We start from the raw sequence: 23,157 nt of genomic DNA on the forward strand, positions 1-23,157 counted from the left end.
CTAAGTCTCAAGCCTCCCGGCCTCGTTCATCTCGATCAGCGCTTCGGCTGCCAGCCAGTAGGACTGCGCGCCGAAGCCACAGACCACACCCTGCGCCACCGGCGCGATATAAGAATGGTGTCTGAACGCTTCGCGAGCGAAGACGTTCGACAAATGCACTTCAATGACGGGCGCAGCGATGGAACGAACCGCATCGGCGAGCGCCACAGAAGTATGGGTGTAGGCGCCCGCATTGAGCACCACACCCTTCGCGCCATCCGCCGCATGGACGAACTCGACAAGTTCGCCTTCATGGTTGGTCTGACGAAAAATCAAATCGTATCCCCGCTCCTGAAGGCGGTCGCGCAACATCGCTTCGATATCGGCAAGCGTAGCCATTCCATAGATCGACGGTTCCCGGACACCGAGACGGTTGAGATTTGGACCGTTGAGGATATGGAGGACGGGCGCCATGCAGCCATTAAGGAGGTGGGCAATTGGGCGTGTTTTAGACGTTTTGACGAGCGGGTCAAACGAACGCGGCGGGTTTCCCGCAACCATTTCGCCGCGGCAGCCATAATAGAGGCAAGGTTCCCACCAACTTCTTCACCATGTTGTCACTTTCCTATCTCTGGCAGGACGCCGCCTTGCGGTTTGCCGACCTCACCTCCCCGAAGCGGGGCTATCAGCGGATATCCGACATCGCGTACGGCGTGGGACCGCGCCGCAAGCTCGATCTCTACAAGAGCGAATCACCACGTGAGAACACACCGCTGGTGGTGTTTTTCTATGGCGGCGGATGGGACAGCGGCAAAAAGGCGGATTATCGATTCGTCGCCCAGGCGTTCACCGCGCTCGGCTGCGACGTCGCAATCCCCGATTACCGCCTCTATCCGGACGTGCACTTTCCTCAGTTCGTCGAAGACGGGGCGAAGGCCGTCGCCTTCCTCGCCTCCGGCAAGGCCGACGGGCTCCGTCGCCCGGTCTTTCTCGCCGGGCATTCGGCCGGAGCCCAGATCGCTTTCCTTCTGACGCTCGACCGCCGCTATCTCGCAAAAGCCGGCAGCGCGGTGGAGACCGCTGTGCAAGGCGCGATCGGTCTCGCCGGTCCTTACGACTTCCTGCCGCTCGAAGAGGAACGCTACAAGCGCGTCTTTCCCTTGGAGACGCGCGCGGCAAGCCAACCCATCGCCTTCGTGGAAGGCCCGACGCCGCCGGTCTTCCTCGCCACCGGCACCGCGGACCGGACCGTCGATCCGGCCAATTCGGAACGCCTCGCCAGAAAGCTGCGCAGCTTTGGCAACGAGAACGTCACGCATGTCGTCTATCCGAAAATCGGCCATGCGGAGCTGATCGGGACTCTGCTGCCATTGCTGCAGCGCAGAGCCCCTCTTCTTGCCGATTTGGGCGGCTTCATCACCGCGTATTCGCAGCCGCCGAGGCCATCGGAAGAGCCCATTCGAGAAGTCGTTCCGGCGACCTGAAGGCTTCACACAAAGCGTGAAAAAGACATAACTTTTCGACAATTTGTACGTTTCGTCTCATTCCAGACACGACGTAAAAGAGCGATAATTCCCGGGTAAGTGATTCGTCCAGGCGAACGGCCCGACCGATTTCTACCCCACGGCGAATAAGGGCCGTATGGGTGCATCGCAGCAAAGGCATCCGCCTGTCCATCTCCTCGTCAATCTTGCCAAAAACAAGCTGAACAAAGCACGGGAAAGGCAGGCAGGCACGGTGTCCGCAACGAGCAGCGAGATGCAGCGCTATTCGCTGGAAGAAAGCGCTCGCGCCATTGCCGAGGCGGGCGCTCTTTTGATCTGGCGCGCGGCGCCGGATGGAACGCCTTTGGCGGCCCTTGCGGATACGCGCCAGATGGAAGCTCCGACGGTCTTGCCGTTCGCCTGCATCGCGCTGGTGCATCCAGAAGACCAGGAGCCGATGCGCGCGAAGTGGCATCGCTGCCTTGCCGAGGTGTCGCCCTTCGACATGCATTATCGCCTTCGTCAGGCGGACGGCTCGTATCGCTGGAAACGCGGGCGCGGCATCCCGCTGATGACAGACGAGGGAGGCGTGCAGGAATGGGTCGGCACGGTTGGCGACATCCATGACCACGTCACGATGGAAGCCGCTCTCAGTCTGAGCGAGGAACGCTTGCGGCTCGCCCTGGAGAGCACCGGCCTCGGCATCTGGGAATATGACGTTGCGACAGGCGTCACCTGGCTGTCGGAAACCGCGGCTCAACTGCTGCAGCGTCCCGGCCTTCGCCTGACGCCGAAGGAACGCCATGCCGTTCTCCATCCCGATGATCGCCCGGCGTTGATGGCTCTTTTCCGTGATGCGGTGACACGGCGCAGCGAGGAGCGCTTCGAGACCGAGTTTCGCATCCGCCGCGGGGACCCGGCCGAAACGATCTGGGCCGCATGTTCCGCCCGCCTCGTCTTCCGTGCGAACGGCACGCTCTCGCGCATCATCGGTACGCTCGGTGATATCACCGAGAGGCGCTGGCAGCAGGAGACGCTCTTCCGACTGGCGCATTACGACCACCTCACGGGTCTCCCGAACAGGCGGCGGCTCGCGCAGCTCTTCACAGAGCATGGGGCGCGCGTGGCGCGCATGGGCTTTCTGATCGTCGACATCGACAATTTCAAAGACACGAACGACCGATTCGGTCATGCGATCGGCGACGAGGTTCTGCGCGCCGTGGCGCGACGTCTGCGCGATGTGATCCCGGACGAGGCGCCGATCGCCCGTCTCGGCAGCGACGAATTCGGTGTGCTCCTCCCCGGAATGGATCGCAGCGGCGAGGTACTCGCCATGGCGCAACAGATCCACGAGGCGTTCGCCTGCCCCTTCCCGGCTCCCGAACGCAGCGTGCATCTTTCAGCGGGCATCGGCATCGCTTTTGCCAAAGAGCGCCGCGAAGGCATGGGCACGCTTCTCGTCGAAGCCGATCTTGCCGTTGCGGAGGCAAAACGGGCCGGCCAGGGTGAAACGGCGTTCTTCGCGCCTGCGCTGCGTGAGCGTCTGCATCGACGACAGCAGCTTTTCGACGAATTCGAGCGGGCGCTCGACGAGGACGAGTTCGATCTCTTCTATCAGCCGCAGGTCGCGCTGCAGGATGGCAACATCATCGGCGCCGAGGCGCTCTTGCGCTGGCGTCATCCCGAGCGGGGCCTGCTCGAACCGAAGGACTTTCTGCCGATCCTCGCCCAAAGTCGCTGGGCGCGACCGACGGGAGACTGGGTGCTGCGACGGGCCTGTCTCGACGCGGCAAAACTGGCAGCTCAGGGCGAGCCTTTGCGCGTCGCCGTCAATTTGTTTTCAGCCCAGCTGCAGAGCGGCGCGCTCGACCGCACGATCGAGCGCTGCCTCGCGGAAAGCAGTCTGCCGGCGCATCTCCTCGAGATCGAGATCACCGAGCACGTGATTCTGTCCAACGACGAGGCGACCCTCGCCAGGCTCGACCGAATCACCGATCTCGGCTGCTCCCTCGCCTTCGATGATTACGGCACCGGCTATGCCTCCCTCTCCATGCTCACCCGCTATCCGGTGACGCGTCTCAAGATCGAGCAGAGCTTCATCAGCTCGGTGTGCGTTGACGATACCCATGCGACGATCGTCGAGGCGATCTTGTCTCTCGCCAAGAGCCTCGGTCTCGGGGTGACGGCTGAAGGCGTGGAAACCTCAGAACAGGCGCAATGGCTCAAAACGCATGGCTGTCCTGAAGGCCAGGGGCGCCTCTTCGGCATGGCGATGCCGCTTCTCGATCTGCACGGCTGTGTGCTTGGCTGGCCGGGTCGGCAGAGACCCTAGAAAGCCTTAGAAACTGCCAGCAAAGCCTTTGCTGCCTTGAGCGAATCGCCTCGCTGCCTGCTGCCGGCCTCGGGGCTGCGTGCACGCTTTTCCCCACATATCTGCGCTTCCTCCACAACATCTCGATTCATCGCTTGTGATGCCCACAAGGGATTGACGAAGCGGCGCCGAAGCACATAGCTTCCGGACAACGACAGGCGCCCACGGCGTCGCCGTCATAAGTCAGCGTAAAATCACAGTTTTCGAGTGAGAGTCCGGGCCCCGCGCTCGGCCCTTAGCTGTGCCTTGAGCAAACGAACCCTGTCGTCACAAAACCGCAATATATGGTGGATTTAGGGGTTTGTTTACACTATATATGGAGGATCGGTTTGCGACCCCGCCAACATCGGGGCGAGCCATTCTCTGGGACAAATGCGGCAGTCCTTTCAAACGGACTCCAGGCAAAGGGCGGTCAGCATGGCCGGCCCTTGGGATGAGGAGAGATTATGCGGATTTCGCGCCATTACACGCAGGCGGGGCAGTCGCCCTACGCGTCCATCGAATTTCGCACAGCCACCAGCGAGATCCGCAATCCGGACGGGTCCGTCGTCTTCCGGCTGGAGAATTTCGAGGTGCCGGCGCAGTTCAGCCAGGTGGCGGCCGATATCCTGGCGCAGAAATATTTCCGCAAAGCGGGCGTGCCGGCGCGGCTGACCCGCGTCGAAGAAAATTCCGTGCCCTCCTTCCTGTGGCGCTCGGTCGCCGATTCGGAGGCGCTTGCCGATCTGCCCGAGGAAGAGCGCACCGGCTCTGAGAGCGACGCGCGTCAGGTCTTCGACCGGCTCGCCGGCGCCTGGGCCTATTGGGGCTGGAAGGGCGGCTATTTCGACGGCGAAGAGGATGCGGAAGCCTTCTTCGACGAGATGCGCTACATGCTCGCCACCCAGAAGGCGGCGCCGAACTCCCCGCAATGGTTCAATACGGGCCTCTTTTGGGCCTATGGCATCGATGGGCCGAGCCAGGGCCATTATTACGTCGACTTCCAGACCGGGAAACTCGTCAAGTCGAAGAGCTCCTACGAGCATCCGCAGCCGCATGCCTGCTTCATCCAGTCGGTCGCCGACGACCTCGTCAACGAGGGCGGCATCATGGATCTGTGGGTGCGCGAGGCGCGGCTGTTCAAATACGGCTCGGGCACCGGTTCGAACTTTTCGAACTTGCGCGGCGAAGGCGAAAAGCTGTCGGGTGGCGGCAAATCGTCGGGCCTGATGAGCTTCCTCAAGATCGGCGACCGTGCCGCGGGCGCCATCAAGTCGGGTGGCACGACGCGGCGCGCGGCGAAGATGGTGATCGTCGACATCGATCATCCCGACATCGAGCAGTACATCGACTGGAAGGTGCGCGAAGAGCAGAAGGTGGCCGCCCTCGTCACCGGCTCGAAAATCGTCTCGCAGCACCTCAAAGCCGTGATGCGCGCCTGCGTGAACTGCGAAGGTCCGGGCGGCGATTGCTTCGAGCCCGCCAAGAACCCGGCCCTGAAGCGCGAAGTGCGAGCCGCCAAGAAGGCTCAGGTTCCGGAGGCCTATATCCGCCGCGTCATCCAGTTCGCGCGCCAGGGCTACACCGACATCGAATTCCCGACCTACAACACCGATTGGGATTCGGAGGCCTACCTCACCGTTTCGGGCCAGAACTCCAACAATTCCGTCTCGATCCGCGACGACTTCCTGCGCGCCGTGGAATCCGACGGCACGTGGGACCTCATCAACCGCATCGACGGCAAGGTCGCCAAGCGTGTGCGGGCACGCGAGCTGTGGGATCAGATCGGCTTTGCCGCCTGGGCCTCTGCGGATCCCGGCCTCCACTTCAACTCGACGATGAACGACTGGCACACCTGCCCGGCCTCGGGGCGCATCAACGCCTCCAATCCGTGCTCGGAGTACATGTTCCTCGACGACACGGCCTGCAATCTCGCCTCGCTCAACCTTCTGCAGTTCCTGAAGGAGGCCGACGAGAGCGGCCACCGCGCCTTCGATGTGGAAGCCTTCGAGCATGCCGTGCGGCTGTGGACGGTCGTGCTCGAGATCTCCGTCCTGATGGCACAGTTCCCGTCGAAGGAGATCGCACAGCTTTCCTACAAGTTCCGCACGCTGGGTCTCGGCTTCGCCAATATCGGCGGGCTTCTGATGAGCTCGGCCATCCCCTATGACAGCGAGGAAGGCCGCGCCATCTGCGGGGCGATCAGCGCCATTATGACCGGCACCGCCTACGCCACCTCGGCGGAAATGGCCGCCGAACTCGGCGCCTTCCAGGGCTTTCCGCCGAACCGGGCGCATATGCTGCGCGTCATCCGCAACCACCGGCAGGCCGCGCACGGCGAGGCCGCGGGTTATGACGGGCTCAACACCAATCCGGTGCCGCTCGATCACGACGTCTGCGTTCGCCTCGGCGAAGACGGCAAGGCCTTGTCGGAGCACGCCAAGGCGGCCTGGGACCGGGCGCTCGATCTTGGCGAGAAGCACGGCTATCGCAACGCCCAGGCGACGGTGCTCGCCCCGACCGGCACGATCGGCCTCGTCATGGATTGCGACACGACCGGCATCGAGCCCGATTTCGCCCTGGTGAAATTCAAGAAGCTCGCCGGCGGCGGCTATTTCAAGATCATCAACCGGGCGGTGCCGGAAGCCCTGAAGCGGCTCGGCTATACGGCCGAACAGATGTCCGACATCGCCGATTATGCCGTCGGTCACGGCTCGCTCGACGATGCCCCGGGCGTGAATATTGCAGCGCTTCAGGAAAAGGGGCTGTCGGATGCGGCGATCGCCAAGGTGAAGGCAGCTCTTGCCTCCGCCTTCGACATCAAGTTCGTCTTCAACCGCTGGACGCTCGGCGACGAGGAAATGGCGTCTCTCGGCGTCTCGGCCGAAGCGATGGCCGATCCCACCTTCGACGTTCTCGCCCATCTCGGCTTTTCCAAGAGCGAGATCGAGGCCGCCAACACCTTCTGCTGCGGGGCGATGACGCTTGAAGGCGCGCCGCACTTGAAGGACGAGCACCTGCCGGTCTTCGACTGCGCCAATGCCTGCGGACGGCTCGGCAAGCGCTATCTGTCGGTGGAGAGCCATATCCGCATGATGGCGGCGGCCCAGCCCTTCATCTCCGGCGCCATCTCCAAGACGATCAACATGCCGAACGAGGCGACCGTCGAGGATTGCAAGAACGCCTATATGCTGTCGTGGAAGCTCGGCCTCAAAGCCAATGCGCTCTACCGCGACGGCTCAAAGCTCTCGCAGCCTCTCAACTCCCAGCTTCTCTCCGACGACGAGGAGGAGGCGGAGGATCTCGTGGAAGAGATCGCCGCCGCCAACACGCCGCAGAAGGCGGCGATCGCGGCGGAAAAGATCGTCGAGCGGATCGTGGAGCGCGAAGTGCATGTGCGCGAGCGCGAAAAACTGCCGAACCGCCGCAAGGGCTATACCCAGAAGGCGATCATCGGCGGCCACAAGGTCTATCTCAGGACCGGCGAGTTCGACGACGGGCGCATCGGCGAAATCTTCATCGACATGCACAAGGAAGGCGCCGCCTTCCGCGCCATGATGAACAATTTCGCCATCGCCATTTCGCTCGGCCTGCAATACGGCGTGCCGCTTGAGGAATATGTCGACGCCTTCACCTTCACCCGCTTCGAACCCGCGGGCATGGTGACCGGCAACGAGGCGATCAAGAACGCCACCTCGATCCTCGATTACGTCTTCCGCGAGCTCGCCATCTCCTATCTCGGCCGCCACGATCTCGCACATGTCGCGCCCGAAGACATCCGCTCCACCTCGATCGGACGCGGCGTGGAAGGTGACCGGCCGGCGCCTGCCCCCGTCTCGCACGGGCTGGTGCGCGGCCAGACGAGCCGCTTCCGGGTGTTCGCCGGCAACGAGCCGAAAGGCTCCGCCGACACGGCTCCGGCAAAGCCTGCAAGCTCCAACGTGACGGCGATCTCCTCCGGCCAGCCGATGGCCAAGGGCAACCTCGCCTTCAAGCGCGATCTCGCCCCGGAGGCGGAACAGCATGCCCATGTGGCACCGCTCGACATCGAAGAGCCACAGACGGAAACGGCCGCCAGCCCCGACAAGGCGACGCAAGTCGCGATGGCCCGCATGAAGGGCTACGAGGGCGAAGCCTGCACCGAATGCGGCAACTTCACCATGGTCCGCAACGGCACCTGCCTGAAGTGCGACACGTGCGGGTCGACGAGCGGGTGTTCTTGATCTGAGGAGCCGAACAATCAGCAGGAACACAGATGCCTCTGATAGTCAAAATTGACTGCCCGCACTGTCACACGAAATCATCTGGATTTCAGGTGGAAGGAGGCTTTCGCCGCTCAAGCGATTTAATAAGCCGCCGAGATCCAGCAGTTTTTATAGATGAAGACTGGTTTCTATTGTCCTGCGGGCGGTGCAAAAAATGCATAACAGCTCAATATATATCTGAGCACAATTCTCATAGGGAGCTAAAAAATGTATTGAGTCAACATGGCTCCCTTGAGGATATAGGATACACTTACAAAGTGCACTTCCCTTCCGAAGTAACTCTGGAAGAACCTGAGCACCTGCCTTCCAAAGTGGCGTCTCCTTTCAGGCAAGCCATATCAAACATATCAGCCGAGAATTGGGATGCAGCGGGAACGATGGTTCGTAAAGCCTTGGATGTGGCCACCCGTGATATGGCGCGCACGCGCATAGGCAACGAGAAACGTTCCGAAACAATCGTAAAGTTGTGGCTCAAAAAACGAATCGAAGCGTTGACGTCAGAGGGACTTCTGACAGTTGATCTCTCGGACCTGGCCGGAGTTCTGAAAGATGGAGGAGACGAAGCGGCACACGATGATGAGCCCTACTCAAAGGAGGATGCAATAAGACTGGTTGGCTATGCCCAAGCTTTTTTGACCTATGCGTATACTGTTCCTGGCATGGTGGCGGAAGTCCGGGAGAGAGTTGAAGATTCACCCTCTTCCAATACTGGCAGCCGCCCGACTGATTGAAGCCAAGCAAAGCTATGACCATTTCGGCGACTGACGTCCGGTTTGACGACGCGCAAATGTGGGTTGGCCTTTCCGATGGTCGCACGATCGGCGTGCCGCTCGCCTGGTTCCCGCGACTTCTGAATGCCTCTGCCGAAGAGCGGCAGGAGGTCGAGATCTCGCCCTTCGGTCTCCACTGGGACGCACTCGACGAAGACATTTCCGTCGAAGGGCTTCTCGCCGGGCGCAGCGACCAGACACGGCCGCACGGCAAGGCCGCCTGAGCGGTCGCTTCGGTTCGCGCCCTTTCAGGCTATCTTCCGACATGACGCGGCATCCCGTGCATGCGGGCAAGCCGACCACCGCGATCCCCATCTCTCAAAAAAAAGCGGCGCAGGCGGGCGGGAGCGGGCACGCCTGCGCCTGTCTCACGGCCGTCTACGCGGCGTTTCTGAGGTTCATGAGGTCGACGGCATGGCGCGCGATCATGAACTCCTCGTTCGTCGGGATGATGTAGACCGGCAGTGAGCCGTCCGCGGCAATGGCCGTGTCGCCGCGTTCGTTCGCCTCCTCGTCGAGGGTGATGCCGAGAAAGCGGAGATAGGCGCAGACGCGGCTGCGCACCGGCGCGGAATGCTCGCCGATGCCGGCGGTGAAGACGAGCGCATCGAGCCCGCCCAACGCGCAGCTCAAACCACCGATCTCCTTGGCGACATGGTAGCAGAAGAGATCGACCGCCTCCTTTGCCTCCGGCCGGTCACTCTCCAGAAGCACGCGCATGTCGTTCGAAATGCCCGAGACGCCGAGAAGCCCGGATTCCTGATAGAGGAGATGTTCGAGCGCATCGGCGTCCATGCCCATCTCACGCATGAGATAGATCAGAATGCCGGGATCGAGGCTGCCGGAACGCGTCCCCATCGGCACGCCTTCCAGAGCCGAAAAACCCATCGTCGTGTCGATGCTGCGCCCGTCCTTGAGACCGCAGAGGCTCGAACCGTTGCCGAGATGGGCGACCACCACCCGGCCCTCGGCCACCTCAGGCACGGTTTCGCGCAGTCTTTGCGCGATGAACTCGTAGGAGAGGCCGTGAAAGCCGTAGCGCTGCACGCCCTTCTCGCTCAATTGACGCGGCAGCCCATAGGTCTTGGCCACAAACGGCTGCGAATGGTGGAAGGCTGTGTCGAAACAGGCGATCTGCGGCAGACCGTCGAAACTTTCCGCCAGCACCCGGATCGCCGAAACGTTCTGCGGCTGATGCAAGGGCGCAAGCGGGATGAGGGATTCCAACTCATCGAGCACACGATTGGTCACGCGGACCGGATGATGGAAACCGGCACCGCCGTGGACGACACGATGCCCGGCGGCGAGAAGCGGCAGATCCGGCAGGCGGGCACGGATCCAGGCGATGAGATCGCGCAACAGAGGCGCGACGCCGCCCGTATCACGGGCCGCCCAGGATTCGCGGGCGAGAGAGGTTCCCGACACGTCTTTGACGGAGAACTCCGCCGCTGTGCCGATGCCGGTCACCTGGCCGGAGAAAAGGGGAGAAATGTCTTTCCCGGCATCGGCGACCTGAAAGACGGTGAACTTGATGCTGGAGGAGCCGCTGTTGAGAACCAGCAGCGCTCCATCGTGCGACAAGCGTGGGTCCATGTGGAAGATCCTTGTCGATTATGAGGGGGCGAGAGCGTGCGCGCCGATCGCGTGGAAGGGCACGCGCGAGAGGTCAGCGGCGCAAATCAGGCGCGGGCCGCCGTCTGGTTGGCAAGAAGGGCCGCCAGGGCGCAGGAGGAGATGCGCGAGTCCAGGCTGTCGGCGCGGCTCGTCAAAATGACCGGGACCGAGGTCCCGAGAACGATACCCGCAACCTCCGCCCGGCCGAGGAAGGTCAGTTCCTTGACGAGCATGTTGCCGGCCGCGAGATCCGGGACGAGGAGAATGTCGGGACGGCCGGCCACCTCCGAGACGATGCCCTTGGTGCGCGCAGCCTCGGCCGAGATCGCATTGTCGAAGGCGAGCGGCCCGTCGATGATGCCGCCACGGATCTGACCGCGATCGGCCATCTTGCAGAGCGCCGCCGCATCGACGGTCGAAGGAATCTTGGGGTTCACCGTCTCCACGGCTGAGAGTACCGCAAGGCGTGGCAGATCGATGCCGAGCGCACGGGCGAGATCGATCGCGTTTTGCGCAATGTGCAGTTTGTCTTCGAGTGCCGGCGCGATGTTGACCACGGCATCCGTGATCAGAAGCGATTTCGGATAGGTCGGCGCACGCATCATGAAGACGTGGCTGATGCGCTTTGACGTGCGCAACCCGACATCACGTTTGACGACGGCGCCCATCAATTCGTCGGAATGGAGCGCCCCCTTCATCACCGCGCCAACCTCGCCCAGATGGGCAAGCTCGATACCCTTGGCGGCGGCGGCTTTGGCATTGGCCGCATCGACGATGCGCAGGCCGGCGATATCGATCTCATGGGTGAGCGCGAGCTTTTGGATCATCTCGCTCGGGCCGACCAGCACGGGGTCGATCAGACCTTCGCGTACGCCGTCGGTGGCACTGCGCAAAGAGGTCTCGTCGCATGGAAAGATGACGGAGGTCGGCAGCGGCGGCAGATGCGCGCACAGCTCTTTCAGATGGGCAAGCTGCGAGCCCGCTTCGGAAATCTGCGAAAACACGGTCATTGGGGGATGATCCTGCGTCTAAAATGAAAAGAAGATCCCCGCGCGCCCCCCGCCCGGAAGTGTGGACGGGCGGGAGGCGTGGCTCCGACCTGATCGTGATTGGGAGTGAGCGGTCAGGCTGGAGAGGGGGAGCGAGAGCTCAGACTGAAAGGTCAGTCGCGGGCAACGCAGAGCGCCATGCCCATGCCGCCACCGATGCACAAAGTGGCGAGGCCTTTCTTGGCGTCGCGGCGCTGCATCTCGTAGAGAAGCGTCACCAGAATGCGCGCGCCGGAGGCTCCGATCGGATGGCCGAGCGCAATCGCGCCGCCATTGACGTTGACCTTGTCCGTGTCGAAGCCGAGCTCCTTGTTGACGGCGATCGCCTGCGCGGCAAAGGCCTCGTTGGCTTCGATCAGATCGAGATCGGCAACCGACCAGCCGGCGCGTTCCAACGCCTTCTGAGAGGCTGCGATCGGGCCCGTGCCCATCACCGCCGGATCGACGCCGGCGGTCGCCCAGGAGACGATGCGCGCCAGCGGGGTGACGCCACGCTTTTTGGCTTCCGCGCCGCTCATCAACACCACGGCGGCCGCGCCGTCATTGATACCCGAGGCATTGCCGGCCGTGACCGTGCCGCCGTCCCGCTTGAAGGCCGGACGCAGCTTGGCGAGAGCTTCAGCCGTCGTCGAAGGTTTCGGATGCTCGTCGGTGTCGACGACGACCTCGCCCTTGCGGTCCTTGACCGTCACAGGAACGATCTCGTCGGCGAAACGGCCCGCCTCCTGCGCGGCACCCGCCTTCTTTTGCGAGGCGAGCGCGAAAGCGTCCTGCTCTTCGCGGGAGATCCCGTATTTTTCGGCGACATTTTCCGCCGTGACGCCCATGTGATAATCGTTGAAGGCGTCCCACAGACCGTCCTTGATCATGGTGTCGACCATCTCGGCCGACCCCATTTTGACGCCGGTGCGAAGCCGCGCTGCATGCGGAGCCTGGCTCATGCTCTCCTGGCCGCCGGCGACGATGATCTTCGCGTCTTCGTTCTGCAGGGCCCGGTAGCCCATGGCGACGGCGCGCAGGCCGGATCCGCAAAGCTGGTTGATGCCGTAGGCGGTGGATTCGACACGCAGGCCGGCAGCAAGAGCCGCCTGTCGGGCGGGGTTCTGGCCGCCGGCAGCGGTCAGGATCTGGCCGAGAATGACTTCATCGACTTCTTCCGGCTTCACCTTGGCGCGTGCGAGGCTTTCGGTGATGGCGGCAGCGCCGAGTTCGTGGGCGGGAAGCTTCGACAGGGAGCCGTTGAAGGTGCCGACCGGGGTGCGTGCTGCGCCTGCGATGACGATCTCGTCGATCATTTTAATCTCCTAATTGAACTTGAGCGTTGCGCGAATTCGGGAGGGCGCGCCGGTGAGACACTCGGGCGATTGCCGTCTTCGCGGAGGATCTGGGGGCCGACCGCACCAGGATGGGCGCGGCCGGCAGTCTGGGATCACGGATTGGCCGCAGGAGCCAGGACCCACAGGAGGAACATCACGAGCGGGAAGGCGAAGATCAGCTGCGTGAAGCAGAAGCCGACCAGATCCTTGGCGCGGAGCCCGAGGACGCCCAGAAGAGGCAGCATCCAGAAGGGGTTGATCAGGTTCGGCAGAGCTTCGGCCGCGTTATAGACCTCGATCGCCCAGCCCATATGGGCGTTCAGATCGGCCGCCGTCTGCAACACATAAGGCGCTTCGATGATCCACTTGCCGCCACCCGAGGGGACGAGGAAGCCGAGGATCGAGGAATAGACGCCGATCACCACCGGGAAGATGCTGGTATTGGCGATCGACACGAAGAGATGCGAGATGTGGTGCGAGATGGTGACGCCGTCGGAGCCCGGAACCTGCGTGAGCAGGGCGGCGATCGCCGCATAGAACGGGAACTGGATGATGACGCCGGCCGTCGTCGGCACGGCCTTCGTGACGGCGGTCAGGAAGCTGCGGATGTTGCCATGCAGCAGGAGACCGATCATCAGAAAGAAGAAGTTGTAGTTGTTGAGGTTGGAGATCGTCGCCAGCACGCCGTTGGTGCTGATCTCGACATAGGCGTAGCCTGCCGCAAGAAGCACGACGAGCGCCGGCAGAATGAAGTTGAACTCCAGCCACTCACCCGGACGCGCCTGCTTCTGCTCCTTGGTGTTGGCTTCCGTCACATCGCAGCCCATGTCCTCCGCCGTCTTGATCTGCGCACCCTGCGGAGCGGAGAAATAGGCGATGGTGATGGCCATGGCGGCAATGATCAGAAGCATGACGATCGACTGCCAGAGGAAGATCGTCTGGCTGAGCGGGATGACGCCGCTGATGTCGGAGATCGACTTCGGCAGAGAGGCCGGGTTCGCCTGCAGCATGGCAGCCGACGACGACAGGCCGAGCGCCCAGGTGGCACCAAGACCGAGATAGGCGGCAGCACCGGCTGCACGATAATCCACTTTGATGTCCGTGCGGCGCGCGATCGCCCGCACCAGGAGGCCGCCCAGAACCAGGCTCAGCGCCCAGTTGAGATAGGATGCCGACATGGTGATGAAGGCGACCCAGGCGACGGCCCCGCGGCTCGAATTCGGTACCGAGGCAAGGCGCGCGATGAGGCGCGTGCAGGGACCAGACGTCGCAACCACATAACCGGTGATGGCAACGAGGGCCATCTGCATGGTGAAGGGGATGAGCGTCCAGAAGCCCTTACCGAAAGCATCGGCGATCTCGAGCGGCTGTGCGCCCGTGGCGAGATTGGCGATGACCACGACGACAAGAGCCAGCGCCACGAAGACGAAGGCGTCAGGGAACCACTTCTCCGAAATGGCGGTGAAGCGGTAGGCTAGACGAGCAAGGCCACGGCCGCCGGGCGCGTCGCCTTCTACGGGCGCCGGAGCGCTGGCGTAGGTGCTTGACATGAACTTTCCTCTCTGAGGATTGGAGGCCCTGCCCGTCCCCGCGCGCGGCCGCTCTCAGCCGCTCGATCCGAGCGGTTGCAAAGGGGTTGGACGCGGAGAAGGGAGGCCGGTCGAGGGTAAGGGCGTGACGCGACCGTCAGGCGGCGAGCGCCATCTCTTTGAGATCGTCAGGCACGAGAAGCTCAGCCTCGGTTGCCGCCTTGACCTCATCAAGGGAGACACCAGGAGCGAGCTCCTTGAGCACGAGACCGGCATCGCTCGGCTCGATGACCGCCATTTCCGTGACGATGAGATCGACCCGACGCACCGAGGTGAGCGGCAGATTGCACTTCTTGATGATCTTCGGCGAACCTTTGGCGGTATGGGTCATGGCCACGATCACCTTCTTGGCGCCGGTCACGAGATCCATCGCACCGCCCATTCCGGGAACCATCTTGCCGGGCACCATCCAGTTGGCGAGCTGACCACCTTCGTCGACCTGAAGGCCGCCGAGCACCGTGACGTCGAGATGTCCGCCGCGGATGAAGCCAAAAGAGGCGACGCTGTCGAAGGCCGCAGCACCGGGGATGAAGCTCGCCGGGGTGCCACCGGCATCCGTCAGATCCTCAAAGGCAGCCGCCTTCTCCGGCAGGGCCTGCATGCCGATCAGACCGTTCTCGGACTGAAAGAAGACGCGCACGCCGTCCGGCAGATAATTCGTGACCAAAGTCGGCAGGCCGATGCCGAGATTGACGAGATCGCCGTCGACCATTTCCTGAGCGACACGTTTGGCGATGAGCGTTTTGGCTTCCATTTATGCCTCCCAGGAAACGAGGTGATCGACGAGGACGCCGACGGTTTCGACGTGGTCAGGAGGGATCATGCCGACCGGCACGACCTCACTCGCCTCGGCAATGACCGTCTCGCCCGCGAGCGCCATCGACGGATTGAAGTTCCGCGAGGTCAGAAGGTACTGAAGGTTGCCGAACATGTCGGAGCGCAGAGCGTGGATGAGGGCGAAATCCGCCTTCAGAGGCGTTTCGACCAGATAATCCTCACCTTCGATCTCGACCGTCTGCTTGCCCTCTGCGACGACCGTGCCCACGCCCGTCGCCGTCAAGACGCCGCCGAGACCCGTGCCGCCAGCGCGGATACGCTCCGCGAGCGTGCCCTGCGGGACCAATTCAACTTCTATTTCGTTGGCGATCATCCGCTTTTGCGTTTCGGGGTTGAGCCCGATGTGAGAGGCGACCAAACGTTTCACCGCGCCGGCATCGATCAATTTGCCGATCCCGATCCCCGGGCGTGCCGTGTCGTTGGCGATGATCGTGAGATCCTTCTTGCCCTGACGGACCAGTTCATCGATCAGTCGATGTGGAGACCCGCCACCCATGAAACCGCCGATCATCACCGACGACCCGTCAGCGATACTTTCGACAGCACATGAACAACTGCATAGCTTTGACATTTATTCTCCCTCATCTACGTCGTTTCCCATCGACGCGATGGCTTGCGGGAGATGTAATGCACAGACCGTGCCAGTTTTCATGATCCCTTATTTCTTGCGGACTTAGATGTAGTTCCGCGACAAAATAGCACCCTCAATTTTGTGCAGGTATTTGCGCAATGCGCAAAATTTTTCACATAGACTTTACTTCCATCTGCGCAGATAAATCCGGCGTCGCAAGAGCTTTCCAGCAGGCAGCGCGGAGGGCTTTCGTCTCTCCCGACGGCCGAAGGCGCCAATCATGTTCGAGTCCGGGCTTCACAGCAGACGACCGCCTGATGCGGGCAGATCCGCTCGCCAGCATGATCTCACGGAGCGTCCGATGGGGCTGAGATGGCTGAGCCGGCGGGTTCTGCCGGAAAAGATGCGTCAGCGGCTGATGCTGACATCCTTCATCATGGTCGTGCTGCCGATCGTCATCCTCGGCGTCATCCTGCAATATGAAGGCCGTGAGGCGCTCCTGCAGGAAAAGCAGGACAAGCTGTTCTCATTGGCGCGCATCCTCGATGCCGAACTCGGGACGGGCTTCGATGCCCTTCTCGCCGATCTGCCGTCCGGCTGGCAGGACCGACAGGCCGCGATCCAGCATCTCAATGCCAGGCTCGCCCCCATCACGGACAAGATCGCCGCGTCAGACCCCGGCGTCGGCGTCGGCTATTACTCGCGCCGGCTCGACGCCATCATCACCTACGGGCCGAGCGCCAGCTACGGGCACACGGTCGGGAAGGCGATCGCTCCCGACCATCCCGGCCGCGCGGTGATGCGCGCGGGCAAGCCCGATGTGGAGTTCGGCTCGCTCGTGCGCGGCTCGGTGATGAACGCGATGTGGCCGATCCGCCGCAACGGCGACGTGATCGGCTATATCTGGGCAAACGAATTCACCGACGCGATCGAGCGCCAGGAACAGACGGTAGACCGCACCGTTCTCGCCATCACACTCGGCGGTATCCTGGTCGCCGGCATCGTCATTCATTTGATGTCGAAGCGGCTGTCGCACGAAGTCGACATGATCGTCGGCGGGCTCGCACGCCTCAAGGATGATCTCAGACAGCCGATCGCGCCCTTGCGCGGCGAGCTCGGCGAAATCGTCGATGCCGTCAACAACATGGCGATGGCACTTCTCGATGCGCGCACGCTCACGGAAAACATCCTCACCAGCATCGCCGACGGGGTCGTGGCGGTCGACGTCGACGGCCGGATCACCGCGTTCAACCCCGCTGCGGAACAGATGTACGACGTGCCGGCGACGGAGGTCATCGGCCAGTCCTACCGGTCGCTCTTTGCCGATCACATGCATGTGGCGAGCGCCCTTCTCGACACGCTCGACACCGGTCGCCCGCATATCGGGGTGACGCTCGAGATCCCGCGCAAGGAGTCCGTCTGGCGCCTGACGGCCACGTCGAGCGTCCTGCACGATGCGGAGAACCGACGCATCGGGGCCGTCGTCGTGCTCAAGGACGTCAGCGAACGCGACCGGCTCATGGTGCAGGTGATGCGCGCCGATCGTCTGGCCGCGCTCGGCGAACTGACGGCCAGCATCGCGCACGAGATCCGCAACCCCCTCACCTCGATCCGCGGCTTCGTGCAATATCTCGCCGATTGCGACGATCCGGAGGAATGGCGGCGTTATTCGGCGATCATCATCCATGAGGTCGACGTCCTCAACGACACCATCGGCAAGCTTCTCGCCTTCGGCCGGCTTAGGCCGCCGAAGATCAGCAGGATCGACGTCGCCCATCTCATCGAAGACGTGAGCTTCCTCGCCAAGGGCCAGGGGAACGTGCAGATCGACCTCCAGTTCGAGAAGGATCTGCCGGACATCGACGCCGATGCCGAAGCGCTGAAACAGGCGCTCCTCAATCTCCTCATCAACGCGCTGCAGGCGATCACCAACGACGGCAGCGTCATCGTCACGGCGGCCCGGGAAGGCCCGGACGACATTGCCATCGAAGTGCGCGACGACGGCGTCGGCGTCGAGCCGCATCACGTCGGCAAAGTCTTCGATCCCTTCTTCTCCACCAAGCCCACCGGCACGGGGCTCGGCCTCGCCATGGTCCACCGCATCATCGATGCGCATCACGGCGTCATCAGTTTCGACAGCCGGCCCGGCCACGGAACCGTTGTTCGGATTCGCATTCCGATTGTCGCTCCGGTATCAGAAAAAACAGAATGACCAATTCCACACCCGTCGCTCTCGTCGTCGATGACGACCAGGCCATCTGCCACATGCTCAAGGCGGTCCTCCAGAAGGAGGGCCTTGAGGTCGTCGTGGCCAAAGACGGGCTGGAGGGGGTGGAGACCTTCCGGCGCCAGCATGCGGATGTGGTGCTGCTCGACATCCGCATGCCGCGCATGAACGGGCTCGATGCGCTGAAAGCCATCGTGGAGATCGACCGCACCGCGCAGATCGTGCTGATGACGGCCTTCGCCGAGGTCGGGACCGCCGTGCAGGCGATGAAGGACGGCGCCTTCGATTACGTCCTGAAACCCTTCGATCTCGACGAGATCCGCATGCTGGTGCGCCGGATCCTCGAGATCCGGGCGATGCGCCACGACATCGCCTCGCTGCGGCGCGAATTGTCCGAGCGCTACGGCGCGGAAGGCATTTTGACCAACAATCCGCGCATGATCGAGCAGCGGCAGACGATCGCCAAGGTCGCACGCAGCAATGCGACCGTGCTCATCCAGGGCGAGAGCGGCACCGGCAAGGAGCTCGTCGCCGCCGCCATCCATTACGGCAGCGCCCGCGCGGCCCATCCCTTCGTCAAGGTGAATTGCGCCGCGATCCCGGAAGGGCTGCACGAAAGCGAGTTCTTCGGCCACGAAAAGGGGTCCTTTACCGGCGCCGCAAGCCGGCATCGCGGCCGCTTCGAGCAGGCCGAACACGGCACCCTCTTCCTCGATGAGATCGGCGAGATTTCTCCGGGCCTGCAGGCGAAGCTGTTGCGGGTTCTGCAGGAGCACGAATTCGAGCGCGTCGGCGGCGGCACGCCGATCAAGGCCGATGTGCGCATCGTGGCAGCGACCAACCGCAACCTTCAGGAGATGGTGCGGGAGGGGACGTTCCGGCAGGATCTCTATTTCCGCCTCAACGTCGTCACGCTCGAGACCATCCCGCTGCGCGACCGGCCGGAGGATGTGCGGCTGCTCTCGGAGCATTTTCTGGAGCGCTTCTGCGCGGAAAACAATTTTGTCATCCGCGGCTTCGACACCTCGGCGATGGACTGCCTGCTTGCCTGGCCGTGGCCCGGCAATGTGCGCGAGCTCGCCAATGCCATCGAACATGCCGTCGTCATGTGCACGACCAATGTCATCACGGTCGAGGACCTTCCCGCCTCCATCACCGGGGCGAGCGAGGGACTTGCCGACACCGGCAACCTCGATGCGACGATGCGCAAAGGCTCCCTGCGCGAGCTCGTCAACGAGTTCGAAAGCCAGGTGATCCGCAACGCGCTGACGCGCAACTCGGGCAATCGCAGCCATACCGCCGTCGAGCTCGGCATCAGCCGGCGCACGCTCCTCTACAAGCTGCAGGAATACGGCCTCGCCTCAGCCTCGGGAGAGGCGGAAAACTGAGCCGCCCCCGGCCGGCATCTGCCGCGCCGCCGGGCGTCTTTTTGAAAGCAATCCGTGCAATCTTGTCACCGCCCCTCCCCGCTCATTCGCGGGCTGGGAAGGCGTTCTGAGGTCGCACGCCGCCGCCCCGCAACAGGAGAACGAGGGCGAGGCAGCAGAGGACGGCCGCGATCGCGGAGAATGCGAGGCTTGCCGTCTTGAGGCCGAGCGAGGCCCCGGCGAGCCCGATGCCGATGACGGGAAACGAAATCGCCACATAGGCGACGATGAAGAAGGTCGACACGACGCTCGCCCGCTCGTCGGGTGGGCTCGCATCCGCCACGGCGCCGAGCCCCGCCCGAAACGCGACGCCGTGACCGAAGCCGGCGATCAAAACGCCCGCGATGATCGCCGACAGCATCTCACTGCCGAGGCCCACTGCGATGACGACGACGCCCGTCAGGAGAATGGCGCAACCGATCGGCAGCCGCCTTCCGCTCGGAAAATTGCTTTGCAGAAGCTGGCCGACGGTCGAGGCGATGAACAAGATGCCCGAGACGAAGCCGATGACGAGATGGTTGTCGTAGCCGAGCTCTTCACCCAGAAAAGCCGGCGCCACGGCGGTAAAGAAGCCGCAGACCATGAAGCCCGCGAAAGCGGCGATGCCGGCCGGCACAAAGGCGGCCCGCACCTCGCGTGGGACGGCAAGGCGCTGAAACTTCAATTGCAACTTATCCGGCCGCGTCACGGTTTCCGGCGCGCGCCAGACGCAGAGGCACGCCAGAAGCGCCAGCAGAAAATGCAGCGCATAGGGCAGGACGAGGGGCGCCGGCAGATACTCCGCCAGCGCACCGGCGAACATCGGCCCGAGCCCGAGACCGCCCATATTGGCGGAGGTCGCAAAGAACGTGCCCCAGCGCTTGATACGCTCCGGCGCGAGCTCGATGAGCGCCACGGTCGCGGTGCCGGTGAAGATGCCGGCCGAAATCCCTGAGAGAACGCGCCCGAAAAGGATCATGCCAAGCCCGCCGGCATTCCAGAAGACGAGATCGCTCAGCGCCGAGGCAGCGAGGCCCGCAAACAGCAGCGGCCGGCGGCCGAGCTGATCCGACCAGCGCCCGGTGCTGATGAGGGCCGCCATGACGCCGAGCGCATAGACGGCAAAGATCACCGTGATCGTCAGCTCGGAAAACCCGAAAAGACCGCGATAGAGAGGATAAAGCGGCGTCGGCATGGTGGTGCCCACCATGGTGACGGCAAAGGCGAAGACGGCGCCGAAATAAACCGCCAGGCTGCCATGGCCTCGTTGTGTCACTCACTATCCTTTCGGTGATGCGGGAGACGCCGGCGGGTGCAGCCGAAACGCCCTCCGCACCGCAACATACCGCGCGCCCACGCCGCTTCGAGGCCCGTTCATCTGTTTTGCGCGGCGCCGCATCATTCTTATCGAAAGCTTGCCACACGCTCCCTTCCTTACGCCTTTTGCGGAGACGACATCTGAGGCCGCCGCCGAGGCAACGTTGCCAGGCTAACCCGTCTCCCCCTCTTCCGTGTGGATCAGCGCGAGATACGGACGCATCGTCACTCAAGCCGCCATCGGCTCGATCTTCTCGAGCGTCTCGGCCAGCTCCCGTTCGGCCGTCTCGATCTCCCAGGCGACCTGAAAGTTCATCCAGAATTGCGGGGTCGTGCCGAAATAGCGCGCGAGCCGCATCGCCGTGTCGGTGGTGATGCCGACTTCCTCGCGCGCGATGCGCTCGATGCGCGTGCGCGGCAGACCGAGCTTCTTCGCCAGTGCGCCCGGGCTCATCGATAAAGGCTTCAGATATTCCTCTCGAAGATACTCGCCCGGATGAACAGGCCGGGCAAATTTGAGTGCCATGTCACCCTCCTTGATGGTCGGTGTCTCAATGATAATCGACGATCTCCACATCCTCTGCGCCGGCCTCTGTCCAAACGAAGCAGATACGCTATTGATCATTGATCCTGATCGAATGCTGGCCGGTCCGGTCTCCCGATAGCTTCTCCAAGCGATTGCCCGGCGGCGAGCGCAGATCATCGAGCTCGACAGCGTTCGCGATTGCGCGCAACCGTCGCTCGGCGCGAGAGATGAGATCGGCAGGGAACCCCTTTGGAGCTTTCCCCTCCGCCACGGCCAAAACAAACTTGCCCCTGGTCGAAACGATCACCACCCGCCTCCGTCATGTATCATATAATGATACATCTCTGACTGGCAAGACGATGAGACGGCGCCTCACCCGCCCTTTTGCATCAGCACGACGTCTTTTTCGACGATTTCGCAGGTGAGGCTGCGGCGGGTGGCGATCAGGTGAAATGTCTCGGCGCGGTAGAAGACGACATGGGTCGGGTCGCGGCGATAGCGCCAGTTCGCAAAGCCGGCATCGTCGGTCTGGAAGATGGTCATCACACCGAGAAGACCACCGGGCTTCAAGAGGTCTGCCAGGCGATCGAACTCGGCCGCCGGATCGTGAAAATGTTCGGCCGCCTCCGTGCAGGTGACGACATCGTAGCGGTCATCAAGCGGGGCGGGATCGGGCGCGAAGATCGGGTCGTAGACCGCCATATGATGCCCGGCCTCGGCAAAGATTTTCGCGAGCGCAGGCCCGGGACCGCAGCCATAATCAAGGCCGTTCGCGCCGGGGGAAAGGCGTTCCAGGAGCGGGCGCGTCAGCCGCGACAGCCAGCGGCGGTAGCCCTGATCGTCCGGCTCGTTCTCATGCGTCAGATAATGCGCGCGCTCTTCGGCCGGCGACGGGCGCTGGGCAGGATCGAGATAGCGGGCGGCGCAGGTCGCGCAACGCCAGTAGTTTTTGCCGTCAATGGTGAGAAAAAGCTCGACATCGCCTTCCCGACAGACCGGACAGGCTTGCCCGCGCGCCTCCGCCATCGCCGTCCTCACGCGCCGGCCGAAGAGCCGACTGCTTTGCGCGCCAGATAGACGCTCTGCGTGAAAGGGCGATCCTGAAGGGGATTGTGAAACGTGACCGGTTCCACCCAGGCCTCGTCGAAGACGGCTCTGAGGCGCTCGGTGAACGTGTCGTCCGGCAAGGCGTCGGACCAGAGTGCGAAAATGCCACCGGGCTTCACATGGGCCGCGAGCGCGGCAAGACCCTCCGGACGGTAAAAGCTCGTGCTGCGTGCATCGAGCAGCGCTTCCGGCGAATGGTCGATATCGAGGAGGATGGCATCGAAGCGGCGGGCCTCCGTCTCAGGGTCGAACCCCGCCGCGCTGGCAGCGCCGGCGAAGAAATCGCCGCTGACGATCTGACAGCGCGGATCCGCTTCCATCGTCGCTCCGTTCGGCAGGAGCCCCGTGCGATGCCATTCGATGACGGGATCCAGGAATTCCACGACGAGGAGCGAGCCGACAGCATCGTGGCGAAGCACTTCGCAGGCGGTGTAGCCAAGGCCGAGCCCGCCCACGAGAACATCGTGGTCGGTGCCGGCAAGCGCCGCAATGCCGAGGCGGGCGAGCGCAATCTCGGAGGCCGTGAAAAGGCTCGACATGAGGAATTCCTCGCCGAGCTTGATTTCGAAGATGTCGACGCCCAGCCGCAACTCGCGCCGCCGACGCAGGCTGATGGGGCCGATCGGGGTCGGGCGGTAGTCCAGTTCCGCAAAAAGAGCACTCATTGCCCCATCGACCACAAACCGGCCGCCGAGGGAAGGCGTTGCTGTGGCACCGGCGCGCAACAAAGTCGTCGTGACACGGCAAAGA

General features: G+C 63.0%; 18 protein-coding genes and 1 pseudogene. 7 read left to right on the plus strand and 12 right to left on the minus strand.

The genetic code is table 11. The features are described from left to right. Entirely contained in the window at positions 1-453 is a 453-nt protein-coding gene (aroQ, locus tag ACK8CP_RS11305) for a type II 3-dehydroquinate dehydratase (protein ID WP_128292463.1), read from the minus strand. Between the two features lie 137 nt (positions 454-590). Between aroQ and ACK8CP_RS11310 the strand changes: the two genes are divergently transcribed. The 5 genes from ACK8CP_RS11310 to ACK8CP_RS11330 all read left to right on the plus strand — a co-directional run bounded on the left by ACK8CP_RS11310 (position 591) and on the right by ACK8CP_RS11330 (position 9,072). Then, positions 591-1,463, plus strand: a complete 873-nt coding sequence (locus ACK8CP_RS11310) for an alpha/beta hydrolase (protein ID WP_414831842.1) — start codon at positions 591-593, stop codon at positions 1,461-1,463. Positions 1,464-1,737: 274 nt separating this feature from the next. Continuing rightward, positions 1,738-3,795 carry a putative bifunctional diguanylate cyclase/phosphodiesterase gene (locus ACK8CP_RS11315; protein WP_414831843.1) on the plus strand — a complete coding sequence of 686 codons (2,058 nt, stop codon included), beginning with the start codon at positions 1,738-1,740 and terminating at the stop codon, positions 3,793-3,795. Between the two features lie 485 nt (positions 3,796-4,280). Then, positions 4,281-8,036: a vitamin B12-dependent ribonucleotide reductase gene (locus ACK8CP_RS11320; RefSeq protein ID WP_414831844.1), complete on the plus strand. Its 3,756-nt coding sequence runs from the start codon at positions 4,281-4,283 to the stop codon at positions 8,034-8,036. Positions 8,037-8,068: 32 nt separating this feature from the next. Next, the gene (locus ACK8CP_RS11325) at positions 8,069-8,809 is read left to right on the plus strand and encodes a DUF4145 domain-containing protein (protein ID WP_414831845.1); all 741 of its coding nucleotides are present in this window, start codon (positions 8,069-8,071) and stop codon (positions 8,807-8,809) included. Between the two features lie 14 nt (positions 8,810-8,823). After that, entirely contained in the window at positions 8,824-9,072 is a 249-nt protein-coding gene (locus ACK8CP_RS11330; RefSeq protein WP_414831846.1) for a DUF2442 domain-containing protein, read from the plus strand. 154 nt (positions 9,073-9,226) lie between these two features. On the opposite strand, the gene ACK8CP_RS11335 is transcribed toward ACK8CP_RS11330, so the two are convergent. From ACK8CP_RS11335 to ACK8CP_RS11360, 6 genes are all read right to left on the minus strand, one after another. After that, a complete protein-coding gene (locus ACK8CP_RS11335) occupies positions 9,227-10,441 on the minus strand; it encodes an acetate/propionate family kinase (RefSeq protein WP_414831847.1) in 1,215 nt (404 codons plus the stop codon). A gap of 86 nt (positions 10,442-10,527) precedes the next feature. Then, positions 10,528-11,472, minus strand: coding sequence for a bifunctional enoyl-CoA hydratase/phosphate acetyltransferase (locus ACK8CP_RS11340; protein ID WP_414831848.1), 945 nt, complete (start codon positions 11,470-11,472; stop codon positions 10,528-10,530). 152 nt (positions 11,473-11,624) lie between these two features. After that, the gene (locus ACK8CP_RS11345; protein ID WP_261213451.1) at positions 11,625-12,806 is read right to left on the minus strand and encodes an acetyl-CoA C-acetyltransferase; all 1,182 of its coding nucleotides are present in this window, start codon (positions 12,804-12,806) and stop codon (positions 11,625-11,627) included. 134 nt (positions 12,807-12,940) lie between these two features. Further along, complete coding sequence (locus tag ACK8CP_RS11350) at positions 12,941-14,377, minus strand: short-chain fatty acid transporter (RefSeq protein WP_414831849.1); 1,437 nt, start codon at positions 14,375-14,377, stop codon at positions 12,941-12,943. 136 nt (positions 14,378-14,513) lie between these two features. After that, positions 14,514-15,170 carry a 3-oxoacid CoA-transferase subunit B gene (locus ACK8CP_RS11355; RefSeq protein WP_414831850.1) on the minus strand — a complete coding sequence of 219 codons (657 nt, stop codon included), beginning with the start codon at positions 15,168-15,170 and terminating at the stop codon, positions 14,514-14,516. Next, positions 15,171-15,764 (minus strand): CoA transferase subunit A, encoded by a 594-nt coding sequence (locus tag ACK8CP_RS11360; protein WP_414831851.1) that lies wholly within the window; start codon positions 15,762-15,764, stop codon positions 15,171-15,173. 421 nt (positions 15,765-16,185) lie between these two features. Between ACK8CP_RS11360 and atoS the strand changes: the two genes are divergently transcribed. Together atoS and ACK8CP_RS11370 are read left to right on the plus strand one after the other, a co-directional pair. Next, positions 16,186-18,036, plus strand: coding sequence for a two-component system sensor histidine kinase AtoS (gene atoS, locus ACK8CP_RS11365; RefSeq protein ID WP_414831852.1), 1,851 nt, complete (start codon positions 16,186-16,188; stop codon positions 18,034-18,036). Beyond that, entirely contained in the window at positions 18,033-19,439 is a 1,407-nt protein-coding gene (locus ACK8CP_RS11370; protein WP_414831853.1) for a sigma 54-interacting transcriptional regulator, read from the plus strand. The genes atoS and ACK8CP_RS11370 overlap by 4 nt, the downstream gene beginning before the upstream one ends. 82 nt (positions 19,440-19,521) lie before the next feature. Here the strand turns inward: ACK8CP_RS11370 and ACK8CP_RS11375 are convergent, their stop codons facing one another. The 5 genes and pseudogenes from ACK8CP_RS11375 to ACK8CP_RS11395 form a co-directional block, all read right to left on the minus strand. Then, entirely contained in the window at positions 19,522-20,733 is a 1,212-nt protein-coding gene (locus ACK8CP_RS11375; RefSeq protein ID WP_414831854.1) for an MFS transporter, read from the minus strand. Positions 20,734-21,003: 270 nt separating this feature from the next. Continuing rightward, complete coding sequence (locus ACK8CP_RS11380) at positions 21,004-21,300, minus strand: HigA family addiction module antitoxin (protein ID WP_414831855.1); 297 nt, start codon at positions 21,298-21,300, stop codon at positions 21,004-21,006. Positions 21,301-21,325: 25 nt separating this feature from the next. Beyond that, a pseudogene (locus ACK8CP_RS11385) lies at positions 21,326-21,577 on the minus strand (type II toxin-antitoxin system RelE/ParE family toxin). Positions 21,578-21,672: 95 nt separating this feature from the next. Continuing rightward, positions 21,673-22,326, minus strand: a complete 654-nt coding sequence (locus ACK8CP_RS11390; protein ID WP_414831856.1) for a class I SAM-dependent methyltransferase — start codon at positions 22,324-22,326, stop codon at positions 21,673-21,675. An 8-nt stretch (positions 22,327-22,334) separates the two neighbouring features. Then, a complete protein-coding gene (locus tag ACK8CP_RS11395; RefSeq protein WP_414831857.1) occupies positions 22,335-23,072 on the minus strand; it encodes a spermidine synthase in 738 nt (245 codons plus the stop codon). Positions 23,073-23,157 lie beyond the last annotated feature (85 nt).

The organism is Afifella sp. YEN Y35 (assembly GCF_047553465.1).
Lineage (GTDB): Bacteria > Pseudomonadota > Alphaproteobacteria > Rhizobiales > Afifellaceae > Afifella > Afifella aestuarii.